Genomic DNA, 23575 nt, shown 5'->3' with positions numbered 1-23575 from the left:
CTAGTTTCCGGTCGCTGCTTGAGGTGCCGCGGCCGGCGGAGTGCCTTCCGAGTTATTGAAGTAACGGAAGAATTCCGAATGCGGCGAAAGCACCAGCGTCGTGTCCGGGCTACCGATCGACTGCGTGTAAGCGGTCATGGAGCGATAGAACTCGAAGAACTTCGGATCGCGCGCAAAGGCGTCGGCAAAGGTCCTTGTGCGTTCGGCTTCGCCTTCACCGCGCAGGATTTCCGAATCACGCTGGGCCTCGGCGACGATTTCGACGACCTGACGGTCGGCAATCGCGCGGCGGCGCTGGCCTTCTTCGTTACCGCGGGCGCGGATCAGTTCCGCTTCCGCCAGACGCTCGGCCTTCATGCGGTCGTAGGTCTGTTGCGAGACCTCCTGCGTCAGGTCGGTGCGACGGATACGGACGTCCTCGATGTTGAGGCCGAGCGACTCCGCGTCGGCTTTGAGGTCGGCGCGCACTTCGCGCATCATCGACGCACGCTCGTCGGAGAGCGCTGCCTCGAAGCCGCGCAGACCGTAGACACGGCGCAGCGATGCGTCGAGACGGGTCCTGAGACGCGATTCCGCCGAGTCGCGATCGCCCGAGACCGTCTCGCGGAAGCGGCGGGGATCGGAGATCTTGTAGACGACGAAGGCATCAACTTCGTAGAACTTGCCGCCCGAGACCTGGACACGGATGTTGTCGAGGTCGAAGCGCAGTGCCTGGTCTTCGACGTACTGGACGCGGTCGGCGTCCATGAAGGCGAAGGGCAGCTTGAAGTAGAGGCCCGGCTGGCTCTTGACGTCCTTGATCTGACCGAAGCGAACGACGATCGCCTGCTGGCGCTCGTTGACGACGAAGACCGAGGAATAGATGCCGACGAAGACGACGGCGAGCAGGATCAGGATAACGGAGGTACGATTGTTGATCACTGGCCTGCTCCCGAAACTGCTGCGGCACCCGACGTCGTCGGACGACCGATTTCATTCAGCGGCAGATATGGCAGTACGCCCTGCCCGTTCTTCTCGTCGATGATGACCTTCTTCGACTTGCCGAGAACGCCCTGCATGGTTTCGAGATAGAGACGCTTGCGGGTAACGTCAGGCGCCTTGGAGTACTCGTCATAGACGGAGATGAAGCGCTGCGCCTCACCCTGTGCTTCCTTGACGACACGGTCCTTGTAGGCGGCCGCTTCTTCGCGGATCTGCGCACCCTGACCGCGTGCCTTACCGAGCACCTGGTTGGCATACTGGTTGGCTTCTTCGACGAAGCGGTCCTCGTCCTGTTCGGCGCGCTGCACTTCGTCGAACGCATCGGCCACTTCGCGCGGCGGTGCGGCGTCCTCGATGGCGACCGTGTTGACGGAAACGCCGGTGCCGTAGGTGTCCATCGTTGCCTGGATCGTGCTCTTCACGTCCGCGGCGATCGCCTGACGGTTGTCACGGAAGATGTCCTGCGCCGGACGGCGACCGACGACTTCGCGCATCGCGCTTTCGGCCACCTGCTGCAGCGTGTCGGACGGGTTCTCGACGTTGAAGAGGTAAGCCTTCGGATCGGTGACCGAATAAAGAACCGAGAACTGGACGTTGACGATGTTCTGGTCGCCGGTGAGCATCAGGCCGGAATTCGACTGGCCGCTAGAGCGCCCGCCGATGTTCTGCTGCTGCTCGGTGATCTTGACGAATTCGACGGTCTCGAATGGCCAGAAATGATAGTGCAGGCCAGGCATCGAGATCTCGTCCTTCGGCTTGCCGAAGCGCATCTCGACGCCGCGCTCGTCCGGCTGCACCGTGTAGATCGAATTGATCAGGACAAAACCGACGATCAGCAGGCCGATAATGGCGAAGACGCCACCATTGAAGCCGCCGGGAACGACGTTCTTGAGCTGGTCCTGGCCACGGCGAATGATCTCTTCCAGATCCGGCGGGCCGCCCTTGCCGCCACGCGGCCGGTTTGGCCCCTGGCCCCAGGGACCCCCCTGATTGCCGCCGCCACCGCCGCCGCCCCATGGGCCACCGCCGCCGCCATTCTGATTGCTCCAGGGCATCAAAACCTCTCTTTTGAATACTTCCCACGCTGAACGGCCGCGCCACCGCACGGTCGTTCATGATGTGAAACCGTTATAGGTATCACCCGCACCGCTTTCAACGCGATAGACCCGAGTTCACCGTAAATGGTTCAAAATAGTTGACGATCCGCCGCGTCAGGCTGTCGCACGCCGCTTAAAGGTGACGAAATGCATGGCGTGGCTGTCCTTTTCACCCTGCGGCAGGTCCTCTTCGAAGACCTTCTCGAAAATGCCGGGATCGATATCGGGGAAGCGCGTATCGCCATCCACGGTCGCCTGCACCTCGGTCACATGCAAGATATCGGCACGCGCGATCGACTGGCGGTAGATCTCGCCGCCACCGATCACGCAGATCTCGTCCACGCCCGCGGCCTCCGCCTCTCGGCCGGCAAGCGCTACCGCCGCATCGAGCGACGGGACGACGCTTGCCCCTTCCGCCACAAAATCCGCGTTGCGGGTGATGACGATGTTGGCGCGGCCGGGAAGCGGACGCCCGAGCGACGCCCAGGTCTTGCGCCCCATGATCACGGGCTTGCCGATCGTCAGCGCCTTGAAGCGCTTGAGATCGGTCGAAAGCCGCCAGGGCAGATCGCCGTCGCGGCCGATGACGCCGTTTGCGGCAACGGCGACGACGATCGATATCTTCGGGTGGGTGGTCTTCGTTTCAGTCATGGAACCCGTTCGGTTTGCTGTCGATTTCTCTGGCGCGGTCATAGGCTGCCCGGTCCGTCACCACGCGGATGTAGCGATCGACGACCGTGCTTTCCGGCAGGATCTTGCGCATCCACTGCAGCGCGCTTGCCAAGAGCAGATCGGCGGCACTCATCGTCTCGCCGAGCAGATAGGTCCGTCGGGTGAGCACGTCGATCACATGGGCGCACATTTCGCTGTAGAGCCGCGCCTGTGCCGGGTTGTTGATGGTGGCGCCGGAGATATGGGCAAGCGCCGTCGGCTCGATCACCCCCGCGTAATAGGCAAGCCAGGAGAGATAGGCGCCACGCTCCTTGTGGCCGGCCGGCCGGCCGAGGCTGCAATCGGGATAGAGGTCGGTGAGATACTGCACGACGGCCGCCGACTCCCAGATCACCGCGCCATTATGGATGAGCGCCGGCACCTGCTTGTGCGGATGCGGGTTGTTGTCGTCGGGCTCGCCCGAGCCGTCCCAGCGGCGGATCGAGACGTAGCGGATCTCGTATTCCGCGCCCAGCTCCTCAAGCAGCCAGACGATGCGCGAGGATCGCGACAGCGGCGCATGAACGAGTGTGAGCATCGATACCTCCCTTGGACGACAGCCCTCCCCGGCCGCCCCTCACCTTGGATTGCCGGCCCCTGCGCTTGCGGGCTACGGAAGCTCCTGCCCCGCCCGAAGGGTGGCGCGGCATCGGCATCGAGAAGAATTCAGAAATGCGGACCGTCCACCCGCAGCATCAGGATATGTCAGACGGCGATCGGCGCCTTGATGGATGAATCGGCTTCGTAGCCGACGAGCGTAAAGTCTTCGAAACGGAAGGAAAAGAGATCTTTCATGTCTGGATTGATTTCCATCCGCGGCAGCGCCTTCGGCGTGCGGGTGAGCTGCAGCCGGGCCTGTTCGAAATGGTTGTGGTAGATGTGCGCGTCGCCAAGCGTGTGCACGAAATCACCCGGCTTCAGGCCCGTCACCTGCGCCACCATCATCGTCAAGAGCGCATAGGAAGCGATGTTGAAGGGCACGCCGAGGAAGATGTCGGCCGAGCGCTGGTAGAGCTGGCAGGAAAGCTTGCCGTCGGAGACATAGAACTGGAACAGGCAATGGCAGGGCGGCAGCGCCATTTCGTCGACCAGCGCCGGGTTCCAGGCCGAGACGATGTGCCGGCGCGAATTGGGGTTGGTCTTGAGGCTCTCGACGAGGCCTTCGATCTGGTCGATATGGCGCCCGTCCGGCGCCGGCCAGGAGCGCCACTGGTAGCCATAGACCGGGCCGAGGTCGCCGTTCTCGTCCGCCCATTCGTCCCAGATGGTGACGCCGTTTTCCTTGAGGTAGCGGATATTGGTGTCGCCCTTCAGGAACCACAGCAGTTCGTGGATGATCGAGCGCAGATGCAGCTTCTTGGTCGTCAGCACCGGAAAGCCTTCGGAGAGGTCGAAGCGCATCTGGTGGCCGAAGACTGAGCGCGTGCCCGTTCCCGTCCGGTCGCCGCGGTCGGATCCGTTGGTCATCACATGGTCGAGAAGGTCGAGATATTGCTGCATGGTCTGGCGCCGCCGATTCGTACTTTCGCTAAATTTAGGACGAAGCCGGCGGCTAACCAATGACCACGGGACGATTATCCCGGATAATTCGGCGGGGAGCTACAAGGTCTGTAGCTTGCCGAGGTTCTTGGCCACCAGATAATAGAAGGTGACGCGCGATTTCGACCGGTCCGCCGACATCGCCTTGACGGTGGCGTCGATCGCGCTGTCCGCATCGGCGCCGCTGATGCCGAGCTTCTTCTCGCACCATTTCTCCTTGACCCGCTCGAGCTCTTTCGGATCCGACGCCGAAACGAGCGAGGAATCCCGGTTGCGAAGCGCAATGCCAAGGTGACGCACGATCTTGTTGACGATCGCCTCGTCGGCGCCGCTGTCGTATTTCTGCACATCTGCGAGGTAGTCCGTCATGAGGCCTCCAGCTTGCTTTGCTTTTCGAAACTGCGGCCGGAGATTGCCGGCCGCGTGGCAGCAGCGGGAGTTTTTCATGGATGCCGGTCAAGTCAAGGCGGTTCGGCACCGGGCAGTCCGGGAGAAAGTCATATATCCGACACATCCCCCTTTTCTTGGGGCCCGGAAAGACCTATATGAACTCTGCCGTCTTCGGGCGGCTATGGCAATAAACGGGCGATGAAATAAACCCATTGGACCCGGGGGCGGTACCCGGCGCCTCCACCAAAAACCGATCAGAATCGATCGGCTTTTGATGGGGGCGAAATAGGATCGACAAGGGCGTAAAGATCGACTTTTTGCTCGGCATTGTACCACCGTTATCGGGCTAAACTTATAGTTGCAAACGACAACTATGCTGAAGCACGTCTCGCTGCTTAATCGCGGTGCGACACTTCAAATCAAGTCCTTCCGGGTAGCACCGTAAGGCGGGGTCCGAAGGCACCTGGCAACAGAAGCCTTCACCTTCTCCCCCGCTTCGAAATGGTCTATAGATGCTTGAATAATTGACTCGTCTGCTTCAGACGGGCAATGAAAAGCCGACGGCTTGACCTCCAAGCCGGCAGCAGACAGTAGATTGAGTTCGAGGAAAGACGGGACGCTCATGGGCCAGGACCACATCCGCTACGACATTCTGGCACAGGACGCACTGCGCAGCGTCATCCGAAAGGTCCTGACGGAGGTTGCCACCACCGGTCACTTGCCGGGAGAGCACCACTTCTTCATCACCTTTCTGACCGGCGCGCCGGGCGTGCGCATCTCGCAGCACCTGAAAGCCAAGTATCCCGAACAGATGACCATCGTGGTCCAGCACCAGTTCTGGGAGCTGAAAGTCACCGAAATCGGCTTCGAAATCGGCCTCTCCTTCTCCGACACGCCCGAACGGCTAGTGATCCCGTTCAACGCCATCCGTGGCTTCTACGACCCGTCGGTCAATTTCGAACTGGAGTTCGACGTGGCGGCCGGCGAGGAAGAAGAACAGGAATCGGCGGAGATCACCGCCTATCCCGTTCCGGAAGAAAATGCCGAGACCTCGGCCAAGGACGACAAGCCCACCGAGCCGAAGAATGGCGGCGGCTCCGTCGTCTCGCTCGATTCCTTCCGCAAGAAGAACTGATCCGAGGAGCCGCGGCTCATGACCGGAGACGTCGTCAATCTGCGCCAGTTCCGCAAGCGTCGCGAGCGCACGGAAAAGGACAAGCAGGCCGAGCAGAACCGCATCTCCTTCGGCCGCACCAAGGCCGAGAAATCCCTGACGAAAGCGCTGAACGACAAGGCGGAGACCCGCCTTGACCAGGGCCGCATCGAGCGCCCTGCCGAAGGCGACGTCGACAAGGACTGAGCCCGCAAAAGCGATTCCGGAGCAAGGACTTGCGGCAGCTTCCGGACTCGAAATGCCAATTCCTTGAATCAGTCTCTAAGGCCGGGCGATGATCCGTAAGCATTCCGCAACGCTCCACGGCCACCGCACCAGCTTCTCGCTCGAAGACGCCTTCTGGCAGGAGCTGAAGACGATCGCCGAAACGCGGGCGGTGCCGCTTGCCCAGCTGATCGCCGAAATCGACGACCAGCGCACGCCCGACAGCAACCTCTCCTCGGCACTGCGCGTCCATGTGCTCGAATGGCTGAAATCGCAACGCTCGACGCTCTTGCCCGACGAGACCTGAGCTCCCGCCGTCGATGGCCAGCACGGCCAGAATTCGCGGCAAGAACTCGCCCAAGGCCTTTCACATCAAAGGGCTAGTGGCGAGACCTTGAGCCCTTGTTCTCACGCCGTTGCCGCACGAGCGCTCTACAGTGTCGGGCGACAGGCATTGGCGGATCCAAGGCAACTGTGTGGCCGATGCAACAGCGCGCGGCATTTGGCATGCCCCGCTTCGCCGTTTCGGGCCAAAACAGTTGTATTCGAATAAACTTATATAACAATACCCACATCGGGAGGCGGCGACTTTCCGCTGCCCTTGTGTTCGAGAGTCTGTAGTGCGCAATTCCAGACGGGCCCGTCTCTCGTTTCAGGGATTGTCTCAAGCGGGAGGCGTTTCATGAGTATCCCTACACGACTGGGCCTAACGGCCTGCCTTGGCCTGTTGTTCGCCCTGCCGACCCACGCGGCCGACATCACGCCGCTGATGGCGCCCGCGGCCCCCGTGGAAGAAACCGAGAGCGGCTGGCAATTCACCTTCGCGCCCTATTTCTGGATGGCGGGCCTCTCGGGCGACACGGCGCAATTCGGGCTCCCGACCGTTCACATCGACTCCAGCTTCAGCGACATCTGGAGCAATCTCGACTTCGCCGCCATGGCCACCGTCGAAGCGCGCAAGGACCGCTTCAGCGTCTTTGGTGACTTGATCTATACGAAGCTCTCCGGCGACGGCAAAGCGCGCGGCGTCTTCACCGATACGGTCGATGTGGAATCGGAGACCTTCGCCGGCCTCATCGGCGTCGGTTACACCGTCTTTGAGGATCAGAACTCGCATCTCGACGTGGTCGGCGGCGCCAGGATCTGGTCGGTCAACACCACCATATCCTTTCAGGGCGGCCCGCTCGACGGTATCAGCCGCGATGACCGCAAGACTTGGGTCGACGGCATGGTGGGCGTGCGCGGCAACTACTTCTTCACCCCGGAGATCTACCTGACCGGCTGGGGCCTGGTCGGCGCCGGCGGCGCCGACATCGACTGGGACGTCGGCCTTGGCCTCGGCTACCGTTTCAACGACACGATCTCGGCGATCGCAGGTTATCGTGCGCTGGGCGTCAACTACGACAATGACGGCTTCATCTTCGACGTGGTCCAGCAAGGTCCAATCCTCGGACTGTCCATCCGCTTCTGAAGGCAAGGCGCGCCTGGACACCGGCAAGCGATCCGCCGCCGGCCCAACGGCCGGTGGCAAGACGCGTCCGTCGTTATCGCACCAGCCGGATCGCGCCGGCGTTGTTGATCGTGGTGTTGGCCAGCACCGCCTTGCAATCCAGCTTGAAGCTGCTGTTGCCGATCATGGTGATTTCCTGGGCGACGATGCGCACGCATTCACCGCCGGTCGATCCGTTGCCGGCATACTGGATCTCGCGCGACGCCGGCATGTAGATGATGCCGGCGAGCGATGAGGCGCTGTTGCCGTTGATGGTGGCGCTGGCCGTGTTGTTGCGCCCGGCGACGATCGAGAAGCCGGCCCAGTCGCCGGTCGTCGGCGCGCTGACCTGGAAGGTCGCCCCGCCGTGAATGTCGAGCTGGGCGCCGTTCAAGAGGAAGAAGGTTACCCCTTCGGCGCTCACCACCGACTGGCTGGTGAACTTCAGGCTACCGCCGTCGATGATGTAGTTGCCGGGCCTCAGAAGAACCTTGCCCTTGATTTCGAGATCGCCATAGGTGCCAGGCTTCAGCTCGACGCGGTAGGTGTCGGGCGCGTTGTTCGGCGTCTTGCCGGTGCCGTTGCAGTCGCCGTTGCCGCCACCGCCGCCGACGAAATTCTGCCCGCAGCCGGCAAGGCTCACCCAGCCTGCCGTGGTCGGCATCTTCTTCGACCGGAAGGGGTCGGCAATTGGCGTCACCTCCTCTACCGCCTTGCCGCAGGCAAGCTGCAGGTTGGCGAGCGTCGCGGACACCTTGCCGGCGGCGTAGAGACACTCGGCCTTGAGCGTGGCCGAGCCGCTGAGGTAGATCGACTGCGCGTCGGTCGAGTTCGACGTGATCGTACAGCCGGATGTGTCGACGCTCGCCCCGCCGCTGACCTCGAAGGCCCGGCTCGCCGTCGGGTGCAGCGCCAGAATGCAGGCCTCTCTCCCGGGCATGCGCGCGGCAACACTTTCCCGGTCGATCGTATAGGGCTGCAGCCCGAAGAAGAGCGGATTGTATTTCAACGCGTAGGCCGCGGTCGCCGTGGTCTCGACGCCGGCGGCGCCGAAGGCGATCTGCACCGGCGTGGCCGCCACCGCCACACCGCTCTCCGGGCCGAGCTGATCGACGATCTCCGGCTGGCCGAAATTCGCAAAGAAGACGTTGTTGGCGAGATCCCTGGCACTGGCCTCGGTCTCGCCCTCGCCGTAGGATTTGACCGCCGAGAAGGCAGCGGCATCGAGCGCCGTCTGCATCTTCGCGGCCTCGAGATTGATCCGCGCCAGGTTGATGGCGATCGACGCGGCACTCAACAACGGCACCGCTATCAGCGCGGTCAGAACGGTAAAGTTGCCGCGCTCGTCCGCAAAGATACGGGCGGCTCTCTTCCTCAAATTGTAGCGCATCTCTGATCGTTGCCCCCTCAGCAGACGGCGACGCGCCGCTCGGGTCAATCCGGAGCGATCGACGTCGTCCTTCCCATGCGCCGATTAAAGACGCGGCCCGCAAGCCGCACCCCCTGCCCCATCCAACGCAAATTGCTAATTTAGTGATCAATAGTGGAGGATGTGCTTCAGAATTCGTTAAAACTCTGCCGATCCCGTTCGCGCGCCACGATGCGCCGGAAACCAAGAGAATGCCCGCCAGATAAAGGCATGTTCAAAATCTGAAGCCAGAGCATGTCGCGCAAAAGCGCGCAGCGGTCTTGGGATAACGACATGCGAAAAATCAAAAGCGCAGAGAGCGATGCTGAAAGATCGCGATGCGCTTCAGGGGGCACAAGCCAAGGATGGGATCATGGCCGGATCCGCAATTGGAAGCGCATCCCCGGCCCCGAAAGCCAGGGTGCGTCGTGCTCCGGCATAGTCGCCGGCTACTGTACGGTAACGTCGGGCAGGACGTCGAAGTTGAGCCTCTGTCCGGGAGGGGTGCCGGTGGCACCGTCCGGCACGGTCTGGGGGGTCGGTCCCGTCTGCGGGATCGGCTGGCCCTGTCCGGCGCTGCGCGCTGCCTCTGCCGCCCGACGCGCGGCTTCCGCCTGTCGCTCCGCTTCGGCCTTGCGTTCGGCCTCTGCTCGCGCATCTGCTTCCGCCTTGAGGCGGGCAGCGCCGGCTGCGCGCCTGCGTTCCTCGGCAACGGCGCGTTTGCGCTCCAGTTCCCTTGCCTCCGCCCGCGCCTTGTAAAGCGCAAGTTCGCGGCGCAGACGCTGCTTCTCCAGCACGTTCGCCTGCAGGATCTCGACCCGCCGGCGCTCGCGCTCGAAGGCGCGAAGCGACAGGAAGTTCGCGAGATCGGCAACGTTGAGATCGACGCCCGGTGCTTCCAGCAGGCCGGCATAGCCGATGCGCACACGCGGCTCGGCACCGGCAAGCGCCTCGTCACCCGGCCGGAAGGTCAGATCGATGCCGGCGTCGATCCGGCCCGCCGCAAGGTCCAGCGAAGCCTCGCCGGTCATCGCGGCATTGCCGTCGCCAGCCGTCACGTTCTGCGCCCGGAGCACCCCGCCGGCGATGCTGAAGGGTGCCTTGACGACGCCGACCAGCGATTGACCCGAGAAGATCGTCGCCTCCGCCGCACTTCTGATCGCGTCCGCCGAGATCTGCGTCTTCAGCGCATCGGCTGCCGCGATCAGCTGCGGCAGAGCTGCGCTGTTGATGCCGGCGAGCGTCATGCCGTTGAAGGTTGTCGTACCCGAACCGCTTGCCGAATGCGCCATCGCCTCGGGCGTCGCACCCGATGCCTCAAGTGCTACCGAAAGATCAAAAGTCCCGGTCGCGACCGGCGTTCCCGCATGGGCCCAGCCCGCCTGGGCAAGGTCGCCGCCCTTGACGTCCAGGCGCGAGCGCAGGAAGCCCGAGCCGTTGGCATTGCCGATCTGCACCCGCCCGGCGAGCTTGCCGCCCAGCCAGTCGCCGGCCGCATCGGTCAGCGCGACCTCGTCGCCCTTCCATTCCATCTTGCCGGCAAAGCTCGTGACCGCGCCATAGACGCCTGGCCAGAATTTCTGCGCCTGCACGTCCAGTGCGACGTTGAGCCCGGTCCAGGCAGGCTGCGCCAGAGCCCCCTTCGAGAAGGCCCCGTTCGTATCCTCGATCGGTCCGAGGACGCCCTCGCCGAGCCAGGCGAGATCGAGCGTGTCGAGCGTCAGCTGTCCGCTGGCCGCCCCCGGCGTCTTGCGGTCGATCGTCAGATTGCCGGTAAAGCCGTTGTGGTCGGCCTTCCCCTCGACAGTGGTCAGCGCAATTGTTTCGGGCGTCGTCGCGATATCGGCAGAGACGGTCAGCGGCAGGCCGCTCCCCATCTGCGGCAAGGCCACGCCCTGGAGCAGAAGATAGGGCTCCAGGTCCTGGGTCTGCAGCGTCACCTTCGCCTGACCTTCGAGGAAATGATCGCGGGAAAGATCGACGCTGCCCTTGGCGGCGAGCGACGTCTTCTCGGTCGTAAAGGTCACCGTGCCGTTCGCCGTCGGTCCGTCGGTGCTTTGCAGCTTGACGGAGAGAATGCCGTTGGCATCCGCATCGAAGGGCAAGGGATCGAAACCCGTTTGGCCGAGCAGGAGCCGCGTCTCGGGATTTTCGAGCGTCGCTTCCAAAAGCATGGCCTTGCCGGTCAGCGCCTGCGCCATGTCGGGCGCCTGGTAGCTGGCGGCGATCTTGGTACCGTTCGCGGTCCCGAAGATGCCGAAGGTCGCGGGCGCGTTGCCTTCCTTGTTGCCGGCCGTCAGCGTCACGTCGAAGGCCGTGTCGCTGTAATAGGGACCGGCCTTGATCAACTGCCGGAGCGCTGGATGATTGACCGCGTGGCGGCCGATCATTTCCAGGAACGGCGTCAGGTTCTTGGCGGCAAGCTTCATCTTGGCCGAGACGACGGGCTTTTCGAGGTCGCCGCTGGCCCGGCCGGAAAAGGCGAGCTGTGCGCCGGCGAGCGATCCGATCGCCACGCGTTCGGCCTGGAGCTGGCCGTTCTTCAGCGTCAGCACCGCCTGCACGTCCTGCGCTTGCTCGCCGAAGGCGGAAAACTCGTCAGCCGAAAGATCGGCAGCAATCGCATGCTGCAGCAAGGTATCGGTGGAAGCGTCGCCCGCCACCAGCCCGGTCAGCGCCTGCAAGGCTTCGAAGTCGATGCGGTTACCCTTCAGCTGCAGCGAGAGGTTCGGTTGCTGGTCGGCGAAGGACTGTCGCTCCAGCCGCCCCTTGAGGCTCGCCTCGTCGGCCGCCACTTCGAGGTTCTCGAACTGCTGCAATGTATCGGTGAGGTTCACCTTGGCGGAAAAGCCGGCGGTCCTCAGCTTGCGGATCGCCGGATCGACCGAGCCCGCCAGCCAGTTGGCAAGGCCGGAAGGCTGGTTGGAGGCCAGCAGAAGGTCGCCGCGGAAGGTGCGCTGTCCCTTGAGGTTCAGCCGCCCCTTGGCTTCGAGCTGCGTGCGCCCCGGCAGCAGCGCCACGACATTGTCGATCACCCAGCCGGCGCCATCGGGCTGTACGTCGATCCGCACGTCGCGGACCGTCGTATCGCCGACGACGATCGCCGGCAGCTTCAGGCTGGCGCGGCCGGGCACCTGCGGGATGGGAATTTCGGCGGCGATCGCCAGCATGGCTTCGAGCCGCTGGCGCATCGAGATCGCCGGATCGCGGCCGGTCTTGTTGTTGCGGCTCGGGCCGATGCGGCTGACGTCGATCTGCTGGCCGTCGGCGATCAGCAGGAACTTCTGGTCCTTGCCGGTATCGAGCGTTGCCTCGCCGGTGACCACATAGGGATCATCCGACGGGCCGATTTCGAAGCGATATTCCGGGACGCGGATGCTCTCGTTGGTCAGCTGGAAGTTGCCGTTGATGCGCAGCGGCGCCCGCCCATCCGCATCCTTCGTCTCGGCCTGCGGGCGGTTCTCCGTCAGCGTGAAGCGGCCGCTATAGACCGGCCTGAAATCGACGATGCGCAGCGAACCGTCGGTCTCGACGCCGAAGGGACGCTTGTCGGGCGTTACCCGCGCCTTCAGGCTGAGCGTACCCGCCTCGTCCACCTCGTTGCTGGTAAAGGAGAAACTGCCGGCTTCGCCATCGAGCGCGGCGCGCCCCTCAACCTTCCAGGGCCCGGCGAGCGTGCGGGCCGAAATGTCTGCGGCAAGTCCGCTCACGCGGCGGGTGCGGCCGGTCTGCTCGTCGACGAATTCGACCTGGCCATTGGTGATCTCGACGTTTTCAAGCACGACGGTCTTGGCCGGGATCGAGGCCCGGCGGCCCCTCGCCCAGTCGAGCGTACCGTCGGGCAACAGGCGCACCTTGGCCCGCGGACGATCGAGCTTCATGTCGAAGATCAAGGCCTCGCCGCTCAGGAACGGCGCAAGCTCGGCGCTCATCGAGAACTGCGCCACCTGGATCAGCGGGTCGCCGTCCTCGGCGGCGCCGACGCGCACGTCGTTGAGCGTCACGGTTGGGAATGGGATCAGCCGCGCATCGACGCTGCCATGCACGACGACGGGCTTGCCCATGATGCGGCTTGCCTCGCGCTCGAACTCCTTGCGGAAACCCGTCCAGTCGATGAACCACGGGGCGATCAGCGCCGCAAAGAGCGCAACGACCACAAGTCCACCGACGGCAAGAAGAATTCGCGAAAGCACCGTGCCTATATTCCCATTCCGTTCATCGGCGCATCCGCGCCGCAAATCGATTTAAGCGCCAGAAACCGGCGCCCGGCTGCAGCGCCGTTGATGGCGCCGTAGCATCTTTGATTTGCCGCATAATTCCCGAGGGGTCGATTCCGACTTTGAGAATTATGCAGTATCACACTTTGTCGCCGGCGCATTGTCCCAAAAAACGGCCCGCCGCGCGTATCTCTCCTCAAGCGAAAATCTTGCCCGGGTTGAAGATATTGTCCGGATCAAGCGAGTGCTTGATCTGGCGCATCAGATCGAGCGCGTCGCCGAGTTCGGCCTCAAGGAACGGCATCTTGCCCTGGCCGATGCCGTGCTCGCCGGTGCAGGTGCCGTCCATGGCGAGCGCCCGCGCGTTCAGCCGCTCGACAAAGGCCTCGGCGCGCACAACGTCAGCCGGATCCTTGTCGTCGAACAGCAGGCCAACATGGAAGTTTCCGTCGCCGGCATGGCCGACGATCGGCGCCGTCAGCCCGTGGGCGGCGCTATCTTCCTGCGTTGCCGCCACGCATTCCGCCAGCCGCGAGATCGGGACGCAGACATCGGTCGACAGGATCGCCGCGCCCGGGATCAGGCTTTTTTGCGCCCAATAGGCGTTGTGCCGCGCCTTCCAGAGCCGCGCCCGCTCCTCCGGATTGGTGGTCCAGAGGAAGTCGCTGGCGCCGAACTCCGAAGCGATCTCGCCAAACTGGCGCGCCTGTAATTCGACACTCTCGGGGCTGCCGTGGAATTCGACGAAGAGCGTCGGCGTCTCCTGATAGGAAAGGCCGGAATAGCCGTTGCAGGCCTTCATCTGCAGCGCATCGAGCAGTTCGATGCGCGCGACCGGAATGCCCGACTGGATGGTGAGGATCACCGCGTTGCAGGCGTCCTCGATCGTCGGGAACGGGCAGACGCCGCCGGAAATGACCTCCGGAATACCCTGCAGCCTGAGCGTGATCGAGGTGATGATGCCGAGCGTGCCTTCGGCGCCGACGAAAAGCCGCGTCAGGTCGTAGCCGGCAGAGGACTTGCGCGCCCGATGCGCCGTGCGGATCTCGCGCCCGTCAGCGGTCACCACCGTCAGCGCCAGCACATTGTCTTTCATCGTGCCGTAGCGCACCGCATTGGTGCCCGACGCCCGCGTCGAGGCCATGCCGCCGATCGAGGCGTTGGCGCCGGGATCGATCGGGAAGAACAGGCCGGTGTCGCGCAGGTAGGTGTTGAGCTCCTCGCGGGTGATGCCCGGCTCGACGCGGCAGTCGAGGTCCTCGGCATTGACCTCGAGCACCTTGTTCATACGCGAGAGATCGACCGAGATGCCGCCATGGGGGGCGTTGATATGCCCTTCGAGCGAGGAGCCGGTGCCGAACGGGATCAGCGGCACCTTGTGTCGCGCAGCGATCTGGACGATCGCGCGCACGTCCCCGGCGCTTTCCGCAAATAGCACGCCGTCGGGAAGCTGTGCCGGAATATAGGTGGTGGTGTGGGCATGCTGGGCGCGGATCGCCTCGCCCGTCTGGAACCGGTCGCCGAAGCGGGCGGAAAGGTCCGCCTTCGCCGCCGCAATCCCCGCCTCGTTTCTCGCGCCAGCCCTGATCGCCTTCAATGCCACGGAAAACGCCCTTCCTCTTGCATTCGCCACGCTGCCTTTTCGATGTTCGGGAAGCGCAGTCATTTCAAGGCGCTACTGTGCAAATCGGAATCACTTTGTCCAGACGCTCGCGCACTTCCCGGTCACAGTAGCGCAGGAAAACGCCTGACGTGAGACCGGAGTGTCACAAGACTGTATGACAGCGTGGAAAACACCAACGCTGAAAAGCCGACACGATATGTCCCCGTTTGCCGAAATGTCATCTCCACACCGCGCCGCGCGGTGATCCGCTCGGGAAGTCCTTGCGTATAAATGCCGAGCGGAAGGACGTGTGACGTGCTTGGAGAGATCGGCAGAAAGCGACTGATGATGCGGTTGCCGCACTTGAGGGGCAGCATCGCGTCGGCATCGTCAGATTGCATGATTGAGCTGTTCTGCAGTTATGAACTCGCGGTCAACATGCGGGACGCACTCGTGTTGGGCGGCGGCCGCCCGGATCTCGCTGACGAGTACCGGCAGATCTGCCTCGAACTCGAAGAAGAGGTGGAGGTCGTGCTCTGCGCGACGGCGCTGGCCGTGCGGCGTGACGGCACATAGGGCGGGCCGGTAGACAGAGGGCCTTGCAAACGGCAAGCCGCGTCGCACCACATTTGCTGCTGGCAAAAGTCACGCCTCAGACCGACCAAACTCCGGTACTGCTACGTATGAGAGCGAAACGGCAGAAAACACCTGCCGTTTCGTGAGCCTTGGATTATGATGGAGGCGTGAAGGAAGGAGAGGCAAATGCTGGGTCTAACCGCTTTGCTCACCGCGTCGGTTTTCTTCGGCGCCGCCATCTACATCACCTGGGCAGAACAGCCCGCACGGCTGCATCTCGACGATCGCGCCGCACTCGTGCAGTGGGTGCCGTCCTATCGGCGCGGCTTCGAGATGCAGGCGACGCTCGCGCTCGTCTCGGGCCTCTTCGGCGCCGGTGCCTGGGGACAGACCGGCCATGTGCTGTGGGGGCTGGGGGCCGCGATCATCATCCTGAACTGGCCCTATACGCTGCTCTTCGTGATGCCGGTCAACCGCCAGCTGGAGGCAGTCCGGCCGGACGACGCCGGCCCGGAAAGCCGAGATCTCCTCGGTCTCTGGGGCAGGCTTCACGCCGGGCGCAGCGCGCTCGGCGGGCTGGCGGCAGCGATCTTTCTCGTTGCCGCCGGGCTAGAATAATAAGCCGTCGCGCGACGGCCGTTCCGGCTAGCGCACCTCCAGCGCTGCCGCCGCGTCCATTTCCTCGTGCAGCTTGCGCTCCTCGTCCGCATGCGGCTTGGTGAAGCGCGCGATCACCAGATAGGCGACCGGCGTCAGGTAGAGGGTGACGATCACCGCAAGACCGAGACCGCCGACGAGCACCCAGCCCAGCGCGATGCGCGCCTCGGCGCCCGCGCCGCTGGCAAGCACCAGCGGCACCGCGCCGACGATGGTGGCGATCATCGTCATCATGACAGGGCGCAGGCGGATGTTGGCGGCATTCTCGATCGCCGAGCGCACGTCTTGGCCGCGGTCGCGCAGCTGGTTGGCGAATTCGACGATCAGGATGCCGTTCTTCGCCATGATGCCGACAAGCATCACGAGGCCGATCTGGCTGTAGATGTTCAGCGTGTTGCCGGTCATGATCATCGCAAAGACCGCGCAGGCAAGCCCCAGCGGCACCGTCGACATGATGATCAGGCCGCTGACGAAGCTTTCGAACTGGGCCGCCAGCACCAGGAAGATGATGACGAGCGCGAAGCCGAAGGTGACGAAGAGGCCGTTGGCGTTTTCGTTGAGCGTTGCGGCTTCGGCAAGCGGCATGATCCGTGAGCCCGGCGGCAGAAGCGGCTCTGCCATCTGCTCGACCATGGTCAGTGCCTCGCCGAGCGCCAGATCGGACTTGAGGCCGGCCGAAAGCGAAACGGCGCGAAGCTGCGATTCCCGCGACAGCTGCGGCGCCACCGCCATCTCCTCGACGCTGGCGATCGTCGACATCGGCACGATCTTGCCGTCACCGGCCTTGAGGAAAATGTTCTGCAGATCGGTCGGGTCGTTGACCGGGTTGGTCGAGGACAGAAGCTTCACCGGATAGGATTCGCCGTCGACATAGACGTCGACGACGCTGTTGCCGTCGAGCATGGCCTGCAGCGCCCAGGCAAGGCCGCCGATATCGACACCCATGTCGGAGGCGCGCTCGCGGTCGATGGTGATCGAAAGCTGCGCCTGGTTGGCCTCGTAGTTGAGGCGGACGTTTTCGAAGCGGCCGGTGTCTTCCATCTGGCGCACCAGCTTTGCCGCCGCATCACCGAGCTTGTTGTAGTCGTTGCCGACGAGCGCCACCTGCAGGCCGCTGCCGGCGCCGCGAATGCCGAGACTGTTCGGTTGCATCGCAAAGACGCGAACCGAGGGGATGCGCCCGGTCACCTTGTTGATGTCGGTGACGATCTCCTGCTGGGTGCGGTCACGCTTGTCCCAGGGAGCGAGCGTCAGCACCATGAAGCCGCTGTTGACCGAACCGCCCTGCCCGGAGATCGAGAAGATGTTGTCGATCTCGCCGGATTTCACCAACGGCTGCAAGCCGTCCTCGATGCGGCGCATCTGGGCCTGGGCGTATTCGAGCGAAACGCCCTGCGGCGCGTTGATGCGCATCATGATCTGCGAGCGGTCTTCCGTCGGCGTCAGCTCCGATTTCAGCGTCAGGAAGCCGGCAGCCCCCATGGCGGTGAAGAAGCCCGCGACGACGAAGACGATCAGCGGCGAGTTGAGGCAGGCGCGCAGCGTCACCCGGTAGAACCCGGCCGCCCGCGCACCGAACCGCGCCATCGGCCCCGGCACCGTATGCGTATCCTTCGTCAGCATGCGCGAGGCGAGCATCGGGCAAAGCGTCAGCGACACGAAGGAGGACAGGAGGATCGCGAAGGCAAGCACGAAGCCGAACTCGCGGAAGAGACCGCCGGTCTGGCCCGGAAGGAACGAGAGCGGCACGAAGACGGCGGCAAGCGTCGCGGTCGTCGCCAGCACCGCGAAGAACACTTCGAGCGTGCCGTGAACGGCCGCCGCGCGTGGTCCAAGCCCCTCGGCGCGCCTTCGCACGATGTTTTCGAGCACCACGATGGCGTCGTCGACGACAAGCCCGGTCGCAAGCACGATCGCGAGCAGCGTCAGGATGTTGATCGAGAAGCCCGCGAGATAGATCGCCGCCACCGTGCCGATCAGCGCGATCGGCATCGAGATCGTCGGGATCAGCGTCGCCCGCCAGTCGAGCAGGAACATGTAGATGACCAGCGTCACAATGAAGACCGCAACGATCAGCGCGATTTCCACCTCGTGGATAGCGCCGTTGATGAAGACGGCGTCATCGCTGGTAATGCGGAGCTGCGTGCCCTCGGGCAGGATCTGCGTCTGGATCGTCTCGACGACCTTGCGCACGCCCTCGGAGATATCGACGGTGTTGGACTGCGCCTGGCGCACGATGCCAAGGCCGATGCCCTGGCGGCCGTTGGAGCGCAGCGCCGTCGTGCCGGTGTCGGGACCGAGCGTGACGGTCGCCACGTCGCGCAGGCGCACATTGTTGACGAGGATCAGGTTTTCGAACTGCTCCGGCGTCTGCAGGTCGGCCGTGGCGCGCACCGAAATGTCCTGGCTGGCGCTCGTCAGCTTGCCGGCCGGCACGTCGTAGGAGGCGTTGGCAAGCGCGGTCCTGAGGTTGGCGACCGTTACCCCGCGCCCGGCGAGCTTCGCCTGGTCGAGGTCGATGCGGAAGATCTTCTCCTGGTCGCCATAGACGGCAACGTCGGCCACGCCTTCAACGGCGGCGAGCCGGTCGCTGATCTCGTTTTCGACGAGCAGCGTCATGTCTTCCATCGACATCGTATCGGAGGTCAGCGCCAGCCGCATGATCGGCTGGCTGTCGGCATCGGCTTTCACGATGCTCGGCTCGTCGACATTGTCGGGAAGCTGGTTGCGCACCCGGCCGAGCGCATCGCGAATGTCGTTGGAAGCCTGGCCGATATCGGTCGTGTCGGAGAACTGCAGCGTCACGCGGCTGCGGCCGAAGGACGAGGTCGAGGAAATGTCGCGGATGCCCTGCACGCGCGACACGGCCCCTTCGACCACCGAGGTCACCTCGCGGTCCATGGTCTCGGGTGCGGCGCCATCGAGCGTTGTCGTCACCGAGATGACCGGCTGGTCGACCTGCGGCAGCTCGCGGATCTCGATGCCGTTCCAGGCCGCAAGGCCGGCAACGACGATCAGCGTATTGACCACCAGCGCGAAGATCGGCCGGCGGATGAAGAGTGCGGTAAAGCCGGTCTTGCTGCGTTCGCGAGCCGACATCTGGCCGCCGGCGCTGCCTTGGCCGGCACCATGGCCGCTTGCCTGACTGTCGCCGCCGCTCACTTGGTTTCCTCCGCAACCTTCTGCGGTTCCTGCTTGTTCTCACGGCCGGCGATGCGCACGGCGCCGCCGTCGCGCAGGCGCTGCACGCCTTCGGTGACGATCTCGTCGCCTTGCGACAGTGCGGCGTCCACCAGCACCTTGTCCGGGTTGCGCTGAATGATCTTCACCGGCACCTTCTCGCTCTTGTCGCTGGAGACGCGCCAGATATAGGAGCCTTCCGAACTCCACTGGATCGCCAGCGGATCGACCGTCGGATAAGTGTCGCCGTCAAAGGCCACGGTGACCGAGAAGGACATGCCCGCCCTCAGCTTGTCATCGGGGTTTTCAAGCCGTGCGCGCACGCGCAGCGTCCGGCTCGCCTGATCGAGGCGGTTGTCGATCGCGTGGATCGCACCGTCGAGCTGGTTGCCCGGCTGGGCGATGGCGAAGGCGGTGACCGGCTGGCCGACGAAGATCTTGTTGGCGAAGCGCTCGGGCACCCAGAAATCGACGAGGATTTCCGAGCGGTCGTCGACGACGGCAATCGGCGTCGTGGTCGTGACGTAGTCGCCGACATTGACGGTGATGATGCCGACGACGCCCTTCGACGGCGCCACGATGTCGCGGCGCTTGAGGTCGAGCTCTGCGGTCTTCAGCGCCAGTTCGGCGGTCTGCATGGCGATTTCGGCGTCGCGCACGTCCACGGCTGTTACCGCGCGGGCAGTGCTCAGGTTGCGGTAGCGCTCGACCTTTTCGCGTGCGCTGTCACGTGTCAGCCTCGCCTGGTCGGCAGCAATCTTCTGGTCGTCGCTGTCGAGCTTGGCAATGACCTGACCCTGCGACACCTTTTCGCCGGAGCGCACGAGGATTTCGGTGAGGTTGCCGGTTGCCGTCGGCGTCACGGTGACGGAATGGATCGCCTCGCCGTTGCCGATCGCGTTCAGCCGGTCGTTGACAACAGACGTGCCCGAAGGCCGGACCATGACGAGAATGGCGTTGTTGCCGCCCTGCCCGCGGCCATTGCCGCGTTCGCCGCCCTCGCCGCCACCGGCGCCGGGCTTGGACAAGGCATCAATCAGCGGATGCGAAACACCAATCGCCGCCAGCGTTTCACCAGCACCAGGCACAAAACGCACCCAGACGGCTGCGCCCACGAGAAGCACAGCGGCGCTCACCGCAAGCTGTTTCCAAACCCGCATTCAAGTCTCCGAATTAAACATAAAACACGCCCCAGCGCGGCGCGGCCGGCGGTTCGTTCCGATTGTGCGCGGAGTATCCCTGTTCGCGCGTGTCGGGGCAACGACAGAATACCATCATTACGCAATTGTAATAAAAGCGAATTTGTTGGCGGGATGATGACGCACGGGGGCTTCGCTCGACGCCTCGCAGCTTTGTCCAGAAATTCACTAGAGAATTACCGTTTACAGCCGCCGACACTGCGCTATCCTGCAACCGCCGGCAGCGTGTTTCGGCCGGCTTTGCGCCTGTCTTCAGGCCTCTTGGGGGAGAGAAGTCGATGTGCGATGCCTGTGTCATGGAAACGGTGAAAGAGCGCATGCTCTCGCGCCGCAGCTTCTTCAAAGCCGCCGCGGTCGGAACCGCGGGTCTTGCCGCCGCAAGCGTGGGCGCGGCCCCGCCGGCGCTGGCGCAGGGGCATTCAAGCGTCACCGACCTGACCCACGAGTTGCACGAAGATTTCCCGACCTTCTTCGGCCAGCAGCAGTTCTTCCGCGAGGAGAAGTTCAACTACGCCAAAGACAAGTTCAACATGTTCGAGCTCCGGGTGAACGAACACACCGGCACCCATGTCGACGCGCCCCTGCACTTCTCCGCCGATGGCCTCTCGGTCGCCGAACTGCCCGTCGACAAGCTGGTGGTGCCGCTGGTGATTGTCGATATCAGAAAGAAGGCTGAGGCCGATGCCGATGCGCAGGTGACGCCCGACGACCTCAAGGCCTGGGTCGCCGCCAATGGCGAGATCCCGGAAAACGCCTGCGTCGCCATGCTGTCGGGCTGGGGCGCGCATCTGGGCACGGACAAGTTCCGCAATGCCGATGGCGGCGGCAAGCTGCATTTCCCCGGCTTCCACGTCGAGGCGGCCAAATATCTGATCGAGGAAAGCAAGGCGGCTGGTATCGCCGTCGATACGCTGTCGCTCGACCATGGCCCCTCGCCCGATTTCGCCACGCATTATGCCTGGCTGCCGGAGGGTCGCTGGGGGCTGGAGGCAGCAGCCAATCTCGACAAGCTGCCGGTCAAGGGCGCAACCCTCATCCTCGGCGCACCGAAGCACCGCGGCGGCACCGGCGGCCCGGCCCGCGTCTTCGCGCTGGCCTAGGCCCCCGGCCTATTGAGCACAGCCAGGTTTTGGCTGAAGCGAGCCTGACGAGAGCAAGGTCGTTTACGCTTCGACGGCAACCACATGTTCCCGATCGTCAACCGGTTCCGCACTGGCTGCGTCACCATGGATCATGGTGCGCCAACGCTACGCCGATTGCGGAAAGGTCAACGGCTACGCCTGACGCGCCAAAGCCCCCTACCCTCCAACGACTTCGCTGATCTGCACGATGGGCGCGATGTCCGTATAGTTGGCGACGTCCGCGGCAATCTCGGCGCGGTGGGGACCTAACGCCTCCTGGAATGTCTCGAGGCTCGGCGAGTAGACGTGGCACGCCGCGACGAACCCCGGCGCGCTTCCAGGCTCGCGACCCGCAAGGCCCTTATCGATCTCGTAGCGCAGGCAGGCATCGCCGAGCCGTTCCTGGATCAGTGGCATGTGGCGGGTGCGGTAGTAGTCGTGATCGAACTTCGAGCCGCCATCGGCCGGATAGTAGACGCTCATCTTGATCATGGTCGGGCTCCTGCCTGAACGCCGCTCCGAGCGTTCGAAGCTTCTTCTAGGTCACCGACCTGTAGAGCACAACCAGGTTTTGGCTGAAGCGAGTTTGACGAGAGCAAGGTCGTTTTCGCTGTGCTTGTCGAAGCCGGTGACGACGGCACGGAAGTTCCTGAGTGCTGACGAAGCGTTCGACGAGGTTGCGATAGCGACAGAGGAAGGTGCTGAAGGACGCGCATCGTTTGTGGACGGCAACGATGCCGCGGGGTTGATCGAGCGCGGCAAAGGAAGGCGCTTGTTTGCGGGCAAAAGTCTTCGGGAGTATCTTGGGCAGCGGTACGGACAATGGCGGGGGTCGTCATGGGGCCGCATGCATTTTGCCTGACATTCGCGCTCGTCTCCATGGGCCTGCTTCTTGCGGGGTGTCAGACCGTGACTGTCCAGGCGGACGACAAGACCGGCCCGACCACGAAACTCGAAATCACCGGCATCCTGGATGACCATGGCAATCCCGACCCGGTCTTCAACGACAGCGGCTGCTGTAACCGCCGCCGAAGCGTCCCCGATCTGGCCCCGCTCACCATTGCGGCTTCGGCCGAGGATCCCGAGAGCGGTGTGCGCGACATTGCCGTCTGGATCTGGGCCATCAAGCGGTGCCGCTACGACGACAGCACGGCGGATTTTCAGATCACGCAATCGACCGTGGCCGCTGCAGGCACGGCTTCGGGGACGTACCCACCCGGCAGTTCCGCGCCGCTCAGCCGCAGCTCGACGGCAACCGTTCGCATGGCCGACACACCCTATGGCGCCTGCAACCCCAAGACCGTCACTGACGCCAGTGGCCAGACGCGCGTGGTTGCCGCGCAGCCGACGGGCTTCTGCGGCCGCAGGGTCTTCATCGTCACGCAGAACGGCAACGCCTATCAGGGTTCGAGCAAGGGCGTGCTGTTTACGACCGGACCATTCGGCTCGAACAATCAGCCGTGCAACGAAATCCCCAACTGAACGCATCGGCGACGGCTTCCCCAAAACGCAGCGCTGGCAATCGCCGCGACGTCGGCTATCGTCACCGCTTCAGGCGACAGGCCGGCCCGCACACAACCGCCGAGAACAACAGCGAAGGAGCCCCATGAGCACCGTATCCCCGCCTCAGAACCCGGAAGCCGATCCGCGTGTCAAAGCCGTGTTCGACGACATTCGCACCACCCGCAAATCCGACTTCATCAACAATATGTGGCTGTGGCTCGCCTTCGATCCGGAGCTCCTGGAACAGACCTGGCGCGACGTGAAGGCCGTGATGGCAACGCCCTCGGCGCTCGATCCGCTGGTCAAGGAGATGCTCTATATCGCCGTCTCCGTCACCAATGGCTGCGGCTACTGCGCCCATTCCCATACGGCGGCGGCAAGGGCGAAAGGCATGACCGACGCCGAGCATGCGGACCTGCTCAGGATGATCTCGCTTGCCGCCCGCACCAACCAGTTGGCGACGGCGCTGCAGGTGCCTGTGGATACCGCCTTCGACAAGACAAAAGAATAGACCGCGCGACCAAGA

22 protein-coding genes and 1 other RNA gene are annotated in these 23575 nt (G+C 63.8%); 11 read left to right on the top strand and 12 right to left on the bottom strand.

Translation table 11 applies throughout. The features are described 5' to 3' along the window. The 6 genes from ASD63_RS01175 to ASD63_RS01150 form a co-directional block, all read right to left on the bottom strand. Entirely contained in the window at positions 1–921 is a 921-nt protein-coding gene (locus ASD63_RS01175; protein WP_034792614.1) for a protease modulator HflC, read from the bottom strand. Further along, a complete protein-coding gene (hflK, locus tag ASD63_RS01170; protein ID WP_034792611.1) occupies positions 918–2036 on the bottom strand; it encodes an FtsH protease activity modulator HflK in 1119 nt (372 codons plus the stop codon). Before hflK ends, ASD63_RS01175 begins: the two co-directional genes overlap by 4 nt. A 156-nt stretch (positions 2037–2192) precedes the next feature. Next, the gene (locus tag ASD63_RS01165; protein ID WP_034792608.1) at positions 2193–2729 is read right to left on the bottom strand and encodes a dihydrofolate reductase; all 537 of its coding nucleotides are present in this window, start codon (positions 2727–2729) and stop codon (positions 2193–2195) included. Continuing rightward, on the bottom strand, positions 2722–3327 hold the full coding sequence (locus ASD63_RS01160; RefSeq protein WP_034792605.1) for a glutathione S-transferase: 606 nt from the start codon (positions 3325–3327) through the stop codon (positions 2722–2724). The genes ASD63_RS01165 and ASD63_RS01160 overlap by 8 nt, the downstream gene beginning before the upstream one ends. A gap of 167 nt (positions 3328–3494) precedes the next feature. Beyond that, complete coding sequence (locus ASD63_RS01155) at positions 3495–4289, bottom strand: thymidylate synthase (protein WP_034792602.1); 795 nt, start codon at positions 4287–4289, stop codon at positions 3495–3497. Positions 4290–4388: 99 nt separating this feature from the next. Continuing rightward, complete coding sequence (locus tag ASD63_RS01150; protein WP_034792600.1) at positions 4389–4697, bottom strand: DUF2853 family protein; 309 nt, start codon at positions 4695–4697, stop codon at positions 4389–4391. A 146-nt stretch (positions 4698–4843) separates the two neighbouring features. On the opposite strand from ASD63_RS01150, the gene ssrA reads away from it, so the two are divergent. From ssrA to ASD63_RS01125, 5 genes are all read left to right on the top strand, one after another. Further along, positions 4844–5202: a transfer-messenger RNA gene (gene ssrA / locus ASD63_RS01145) on the top strand. A gap of 138 nt (positions 5203–5340) precedes the next feature. Beyond that, the gene (locus tag ASD63_RS01140) at positions 5341–5853 is read left to right on the top strand and encodes an SspB family protein (protein WP_034792598.1); all 513 of its coding nucleotides are present in this window, start codon (positions 5341–5343) and stop codon (positions 5851–5853) included. 18 nt (positions 5854–5871) lie between these two features. Next, positions 5872–6078 carry a DUF4169 family protein gene (locus ASD63_RS01135; protein WP_034792596.1) on the top strand — a complete coding sequence of 69 codons (207 nt, stop codon included), beginning with the start codon at positions 5872–5874 and terminating at the stop codon, positions 6076–6078. A gap of 88 nt (positions 6079–6166) precedes the next feature. Continuing rightward, positions 6167–6403, top strand: coding sequence for a ribbon-helix-helix domain-containing protein (locus tag ASD63_RS01130; RefSeq protein WP_034792594.1), 237 nt, complete (start codon positions 6167–6169; stop codon positions 6401–6403). Positions 6404–6778: 375 nt separating this feature from the next. Then, on the top strand, positions 6779–7567 hold the full coding sequence (locus ASD63_RS01125; protein ID WP_034792592.1) for a hypothetical protein: 789 nt from the start codon (positions 6779–6781) through the stop codon (positions 7565–7567). Between the two features lie 73 nt (positions 7568–7640). Here the strand turns inward: ASD63_RS01125 and ASD63_RS01120 are convergent, their stop codons facing one another. The 3 genes from ASD63_RS01120 to ASD63_RS01110 form a co-directional block, all read right to left on the bottom strand. Next, positions 7641–8975 carry a TadE/TadG family type IV pilus assembly protein gene (locus tag ASD63_RS01120; protein WP_034792590.1) on the bottom strand — a complete coding sequence of 445 codons (1335 nt, stop codon included), beginning with the start codon at positions 8973–8975 and terminating at the stop codon, positions 7641–7643. 467 nt (positions 8976–9442) lie between these two features. Beyond that, entirely contained in the window at positions 9443–13186 is a 3744-nt protein-coding gene (locus tag ASD63_RS01115; RefSeq protein ID WP_034792588.1) for an AsmA-like C-terminal region-containing protein, read from the bottom strand. Positions 13187–13406: 220 nt separating this feature from the next. Continuing rightward, on the bottom strand, positions 13407–14813 hold the full coding sequence (locus ASD63_RS01110) for an FAD-linked oxidase C-terminal domain-containing protein (protein WP_034792584.1): 1407 nt from the start codon (positions 14811–14813) through the stop codon (positions 13407–13409). 315 nt (positions 14814–15128) lie between these two features. On the opposite strand from ASD63_RS01110, the gene ASD63_RS34775 reads away from it, so the two are divergent. Together ASD63_RS34775 and ASD63_RS01105 are read left to right on the top strand one after the other, a co-directional pair. Continuing rightward, on the top strand, positions 15129–15389 hold the full coding sequence (locus tag ASD63_RS34775; protein ID WP_060515956.1) for a hypothetical protein: 261 nt from the start codon (positions 15129–15131) through the stop codon (positions 15387–15389). A gap of 186 nt (positions 15390–15575) precedes the next feature. Further along, complete coding sequence (locus ASD63_RS01105; RefSeq protein ID WP_034792578.1) at positions 15576–16007, top strand: DUF1772 domain-containing protein; 432 nt, start codon at positions 15576–15578, stop codon at positions 16005–16007. Between the two features lie 27 nt (positions 16008–16034). On the opposite strand, the gene ASD63_RS01100 is transcribed toward ASD63_RS01105, so the two are convergent. Together ASD63_RS01100 and ASD63_RS01095 are read right to left on the bottom strand one after the other, a co-directional pair. Further along, positions 16035–19145, bottom strand: coding sequence for an efflux RND transporter permease subunit (locus ASD63_RS01100; RefSeq protein WP_034793607.1), 3111 nt, complete (start codon positions 19143–19145; stop codon positions 16035–16037). Positions 19146–19204: 59 nt separating this feature from the next. Beyond that, entirely contained in the window at positions 19205–20386 is a 1182-nt protein-coding gene (locus tag ASD63_RS01095; protein ID WP_034792575.1) for an efflux RND transporter periplasmic adaptor subunit, read from the bottom strand. 317 nt (positions 20387–20703) lie between these two features. Here ASD63_RS01095 and ASD63_RS01090 point away from each other — a divergent pair, with 317 nt between their 5' ends. Continuing rightward, on the top strand, positions 20704–21525 hold the full coding sequence (locus ASD63_RS01090; RefSeq protein WP_034792573.1) for a cyclase family protein: 822 nt from the start codon (positions 20704–20706) through the stop codon (positions 21523–21525). A gap of 198 nt (positions 21526–21723) precedes the next feature. Here the strand turns inward: ASD63_RS01090 and ASD63_RS01085 are convergent, their stop codons facing one another. Beyond that, the gene (locus ASD63_RS01085) at positions 21724–22038 is read right to left on the bottom strand and encodes an EthD family reductase (RefSeq protein ID WP_034792570.1); all 315 of its coding nucleotides are present in this window, start codon (positions 22036–22038) and stop codon (positions 21724–21726) included. On the opposite strand from ASD63_RS01085, the gene ASD63_RS01080 reads away from it, so the two are divergent. From ASD63_RS01080 to ASD63_RS01070, 3 genes are all read left to right on the top strand, one after another. Further along, entirely contained in the window at positions 22031–22408 is a 378-nt protein-coding gene (locus ASD63_RS01080) for a hypothetical protein (protein WP_156623605.1), read from the top strand. The two genes, ASD63_RS01085 and ASD63_RS01080, sit on opposite strands and share 8 nt — an antisense overlap. Next, positions 22384–23028 (top strand): hypothetical protein, encoded by a 645-nt coding sequence (locus ASD63_RS01075; protein ID WP_034792564.1) that lies wholly within the window; start codon positions 22384–22386, stop codon positions 23026–23028. Before ASD63_RS01080 ends, ASD63_RS01075 begins: the two co-directional genes overlap by 25 nt. A 124-nt stretch (positions 23029–23152) precedes the next feature. Next, on the top strand, positions 23153–23560 hold the full coding sequence (locus ASD63_RS01070; protein ID WP_060528758.1) for a carboxymuconolactone decarboxylase family protein: 408 nt from the start codon (positions 23153–23155) through the stop codon (positions 23558–23560). Positions 23561–23575: the final 15 nt, after the last annotated feature.

Source organism: Ensifer sp. Root558, from assembly GCF_001427045.1.
Taxonomy (GTDB): Bacteria; Pseudomonadota; Alphaproteobacteria; order Rhizobiales; family Rhizobiaceae; genus Ensifer; species Ensifer adhaerens.
The sequence above is the reverse complement of the archived record's forward strand: the minus strand, read 5'-3'. Positions and strand labels throughout refer to the sequence as shown.